Source organism: Microcystis sp. M53598_WE2, assembly GCF_030067735.1.
In the GTDB taxonomy this organism is placed as follows: domain Bacteria; phylum Cyanobacteriota; class Cyanobacteriia; order Cyanobacteriales; family Microcystaceae; genus Microcystis; species Microcystis aeruginosa.
Window position 1 is genome coordinate 1 of sequence record NZ_JASJFE010000968.1, and the last position, 3,308, is coordinate 3,308.

A 3,308-nucleotide genomic window follows, 5' to 3' on the forward strand; every position below is an offset into this window, starting at 1 on the left:
GAGGGTCCTAATCCGATTTTCGCAGCATGAACATCGGATTTTAACAGGTCAAAAGCCTTATTTTAAAAGGGTTTTACCATTATTCAGCAAACCCTAACTAGAAATAATTGAAGTGTATAAAAATTAAAATCATAGTCCATCAAACAATCATAAAAATCATAGTTTAGACGTTTTCACAAAGCATTTTTGGGGCTACGGTTCCAGAATTCGGGCTAGTCAAGGACTAAACCCGAACTTGACCGAGTTTTTTAATCCTCTAAGCTAATCTTGACTGGATTAACTTTCCAAATCTCTTGACAATATTCCCAGATCGTGCGATCGCTAGAGAATTTGGCCATACGAACCGAGTTGAGAATCGACATCCGCGTCCACTTGTCCCGATCGCGATAAGCTTCACTTACCTGTTCCTGACAATCAGCGTAGGATTGATAATCAGCTAAAAGCATATACTGGTCATCGTAGAGGAGAGAATCGACGATCGGCCTGAATAATTCCTGGTCACCATGGCTAAAATAACCACTCTTGATTCGATCGATCACTCCCTTCAATTCGCGATTATTTTTGTAATAGCTCATCGGTTCATAACCGTGTGCTTTCTTAGCATAAACTTCTCCTGCTGTCAAGCCAAAAAGGAAGAAATTTTCTGCTCCTGCTTCCTCGCGAATTTCGATATTAGCACCGTCCAGAGTCCCGATGGTGAGGGAGCCATTCATGGCAAACTTCATATTACCGGTTCCGGAAGCTTCCTTACCCGCCGTAGAAATCTGTTCGGAAAGATCCGCCGCCGGATAGATGCGTTGACCCAAAGAAACGTTAAAGTTAGGCAGGAAAACCAATTTTAAACGACCTCTGACATCAGGATCCTTATTAACAATTTCAGCTACAGCATTAGTTAACTTAATAATTAACTTAGCCATAAAGTAACCGGGGGCTGCCTTACCACCAAAGATAAAAGTGCGCGGCACGATATCGATCTGAGGGTTCTGTTTAATGCGATTGTAAAGGGCGATAATGTGCAGAACTGCCAGATGTTGGCGTTTGTATTCGTGAATCCGTTTTACCTGCACATCGAAAATCGAATTAACATCCACCTCGATATTGCGGGTTTTCAGCATATAAGCCGCTAAATCGGCCTTATTCGCCTGTTTAATTTCATACCAACGCTGACGGAATTCGGGATCATCAAGGTATTGTTCCAGTTTTCGCAATTCCTTCAGGTCTTTTAACCAATTATCGCCGATTTTTTCGGTAAATAGTGCCGATAATTGGGGATTGCTCAATAAAATCCACCGGCGCGGGGTGACACCATTGGTTTTATTGTAGAATTTTTCCGGCCAGAGCATGGCAAACTCTTTCAGGGTGTCTTTTTGCAGTAACTCCGTGTGTAAAGCGGCGACTCCGTTAATCGAGTGACTACCCACACAGGCTAAATTAGCCATGCGAATTTGTTTATTACCCCAACCAGCTTCTTCAACTATCGACAATTTGCCCAATAATTCCTCGTTATCGGGAAACCAAGTCCGCACATCCTCAAGGAAAAAGTGATTGATCAGGTAGATAATTTCTAGATGTCGGGGCAGCAGTTTGCCAAGTAAATCCGCCGACCAACGTTCCAGGGCTTCCGGCAATAGGGTATGATTGGTATAAGCGAAGGTTTTTTGGGTAATTGCCCAAGCTTTTGACCATTCTAAGCCGTTTTCATCCACTAACAAACGCATTAACTCAGCGATCGCAATGGCAGGGTGAGTGTCGTTCAGTTGAATAGCGGCGGTTTCGTGGAAGTTTTGCAGATTTTTGTGGCTTTTTAGGTGAATGCGAATTAAATCTTGCAGGGAAGCGGCCACAAAAAAGTATTGTTGGGCGAGACGTAATTCGCGACCGGCGGGGGTGTTATCGTTGGGATAAAGGACTTTAGAAATGGTTTCCGCGTCCATTTTTTCGGCCACGGATTGATCGTATAACCCGGCGTTAAAAGCCTCAAAATTAAATGATTCACTCGCTTCTGCTTTCCAGAGACGCAAAGCGTTAACCGTGTTGGTTTTGTAACCCGGGACGGGGGTATCGTGGGGAATGGCTAAAACCCGACGTTCCGGCAGCCATTGTACCCGTTCCTGTCCCTTATCATCGTGATAGATTTCCGTCCGGCCACCCAGTTTTACTTCCACACTTTCATCGGGACGGGGTAATTCCCAAGGATTGCCGAAGCGTAGCCAGTTATCGGGGATTTCCACCTGCCAACCGTTTTGGATCATTTGATGGAAAATGCCAAATTCGTAGCGGATACCGTAACCGATGGCGGGAATTTCTAAGGAAGCGAGGGAATCGAGGAAACAAGCCGCTAAACGACCTAAACCGCCGTTTCCCAGGCCGGGATCCGGTTCCTGTTCGATAATTTCCTCAAAATCAAGACCTAATTCCTCGATCATCTCTTTGATTAGGTCGTAAATACCCAAATTAGCGAGATTATTGCCTAAATACCGCCCCATGAGAAATTCGGCGGAGAAATAGCAGACGAGTTTAACTTTTTCTTGTTTGTAGGTGTCGGTGGATTTCAGAAAACGACGCAGGAGGCGATCGCGAACGGTGTAGGCAAGGGCGACATAGTAATTGTAGGGACTGGCATTAGTGCGGTTAACCCCTTGCAAATAAAACAAATTGTCCAGAAAAGCCCGTTTTAGGGTTTCGGGACTCATGCCCGTGCGATCATCTTCAACTAAAGTGGGGCATTGAAGTGCTTCACGCCCATCAGCTAGGGTATAGGTTGTCTCCATGGGTTTTTGTTGTCCATATATTCGGGAGTCGATCGCCGATCAGATTCTGATGACGATATCCTTTATAGTTTACTTGTTACCTTTTGGAGAGACTCAGACATTTAGATTTCTATTGGTTTTGAGCGGATCTGCGATCGCAATTGTCGACGAAAAAAGGGTGAACCCTATCCACCCTCCCACAATTATTTACAAAAAAAGCTTAATAGCGTTTTTTTCTGTCACCACCACCACCATTGAAGGGCGCGCGCTCTTCACGCTCGCGGGCCTGGTTAACTTTAATTGATCGCCCCATCCATTCAGCACCATCCAGTGCCTCAATTGCGGTAGTTTCCTGGGCTTTACTTTCCATTTCCACGAAGGCGAAACCGCGTTTGCGGCCTGTCTCTTTGTCAACGGGAATATGAACCCTTTGAACCTTGCCGTACTCTTTAAAGACATCGACCAGATCTTCTTGGGAAATCTCGTAAGAGAGATTACCAACAAAAATAGACATAATACTTGAATCCTCGATCAATACTCGAAACGGTGTGGAGACAC

Annotated in this window: 2 protein-coding genes; both read right to left on the bottom strand. The window is 44.9% G+C overall.

The annotated features are described in order from the left end of the window. Positions 1 to 248: 248 nt before the first annotated feature. Complete coding sequence (locus PX636_RS19830; protein ID WP_288118448.1) at positions 249 to 2,771, bottom strand: glycogen/starch/alpha-glucan phosphorylase; 2,523 nt, start codon at positions 2,769 to 2,771, stop codon at positions 249 to 251. 199 nt (positions 2,772 to 2,970) lie between these two features. Continuing rightward, on the bottom strand, positions 2,971 to 3,264 hold the full coding sequence (gene rbp / locus PX636_RS19835; RefSeq protein ID WP_002798415.1) for an RNA-binding regulator: 294 nt from the start codon (positions 3,262 to 3,264) through the stop codon (positions 2,971 to 2,973). Positions 3,265 to 3,308 lie beyond the last annotated feature (44 nt).

Excerpts from the sequence above, each read along its gene's own strand:
- PX636_RS19830 (WP_288118448.1), bottom strand. The coding sequence starts at position 2,771 with ATGGAGACAACCTATACCCTAGCTGATGGGCGTGAAGCACTTCAATGC.
- rbp (WP_002798415.1), bottom strand. The coding sequence starts at position 3,264 with ATGTCTATTTTTGTTGGTAATCTCTCTTACGAGATTTCCCAAGAAGAT.